Origin of the sequence: Streptomyces anandii JCM 4720 (assembly GCF_014650655.1) — a bacterium.
In the GTDB taxonomy this organism is placed as follows: domain Bacteria; phylum Actinomycetota; class Actinomycetes; order Streptomycetales; family Streptomycetaceae; genus Streptomyces; species Streptomyces anandii.
Map to the genome: position 1 here is coordinate 824 of NZ_BMVJ01000066.1, position 1,454 is coordinate 2,277.

Genomic DNA, 1,454 nt, shown 5'->3' on the forward strand with positions numbered 1-1,454 from the left:
TCCAGGCTCGGGTCCTGCGCCTGGAGCATCGTGCCCATCGCCCCGTCCGCGACCACCACGCGGGCCGCGAGGGCGGCGCGCAGCCCGGCGGGTCCGGGCGCCGCCGGCGTCATGACAGCGCTCCCAGCCGGGGGATGATCCGGCGGACCGCGCCGGCGCCGTAGGCGGTGCCGAGCCGGTCGAGGAGGTCGTCGGCGCGCAGGGCGTACGTCTGCGTGCCCCGGGTCTCCAGGACCACCGACGCCACCGCGCTGCCCAGCCGGGCCCCTTCCGCGAGGTCCAGGTCCCAGGCCAGCGCGGCCAGGAAGCCCGCCCGGTAGGCGTCCCCGGCGCCCGTGGGATCGACGACCTCGGCGCGTGCCGGGACCGCCGGGACGTGCGTGGTGGTGCGGCCCACGCGGGCGATCCGGGAGCCGCCCGCGCCCTGGGTGGTGATCCAGGAGCCGACCCGGCCGAGTACCTGCTGTTCGGTCCAGCCGGTGCGCTCCTGGATCAGCAGCGCCTCGTACTCGTTGGTGAACAGGTGGCAGGGGCTGTCCAGCAGCGCCCGTGCCTGGTCCCGCTCCAGCCGGGCCAGTTGCTGTGAGGGGTCGGCGACGAACGGCACGCCGAGGCGGGCGCACTCGCGGGCGTGCCGGACCATGGCGTCGGGGTCGTCGGGGGAGACGACCACGAGGTCGGCGCCGCCCGTGCGGTCCAGCAGCCCGGGCAGGTCGATGTCCCGGGCCTCCGCCATGGCGCCGGCGTAGAAGAAGCCGATCTGGTTCTGCTCGGTGTCGGTCGCGCACACGAAGCGCGCGGTGTGCAGGGTGTCGCTGATGCGCACCCCGGCGGTGTCGACGCCGTGCTCCTTCAGCCAGATCTCCTGGTCGGCGAAGTCCGCGCCCGCGGCCCCGACCAGCAGGGGCGCGAGGCCCAGCGAGCCGAGCCCGAAGGCGATGTTGGCCGCGACGCCGCCGTAGCGTATCTCCAGGTCGTCGGTCAGCAGGGACAGCGAGATCCGGTCCAGCCGCTCGGCGATGAGGCGGTCGGCGAACCGGTGCGGGAAGGACATCAGGTGGTCCTTGGCGATGGACCCCGTCACGGCGATACGCATCTCAACGCACCGCCTCACGCAGGGCTTCCGCGCGGTCGGTGCGCTCCCAGGTGAACTCGGGCAGCTCGCGGCCGAAGTGGCCGTAGGCCGAGGTCCGGGCGTAGATGGGGCGCAGCAGGTCCAGGTCGCGGACGATCGCGGCCGGGCGCAGGTCGAAGACCTGGGCGACGGCCCGCTCGATCCGTGCGACCGGGACCGTCTCGGTGCCGAAGGTCTCCACGAACAGGCCCACCGGCTCGGCCTTGCCGATCGCGTACGCGACCTGCACCTCGCAGCGGGAGGCGAGGCCCGCCGCGACGACGTTCTTGGCGACCCAGCGCATCGCGTACGCGGCGGAGCGGTCCACCTTGGAGGGGTC

At 74.3% G+C, this 1,454-nt stretch carries 2 protein-coding genes; both read right to left on the minus strand.

The genetic code is table 11. From position 1 onward, the window contains the following. Nucleotides 1-109: 109 nt before the first annotated feature. Entirely contained in the window at nt 110-1,096 is a 987-nt protein-coding gene (locus tag IE249_RS35280; protein WP_189711569.1) for a carbohydrate kinase family protein, read from the minus strand. Between the two features lies 1 nt (nt 1,097). After that, the coding region (locus IE249_RS35285; protein WP_189711571.1) for a methionine adenosyltransferase domain-containing protein at nt 1,098-1,454 on the minus strand (357 nt) is incomplete at its 5' end.

What these genes read in the sequence shown, in the direction of transcription:
- IE249_RS35280 (WP_189711569.1), bottom strand. Translation starts at nt 1,096, where the DNA reads ATGCGTATCGCCGTGACGGGGTCCATCGCCAAGGACCACCTGATGTCC.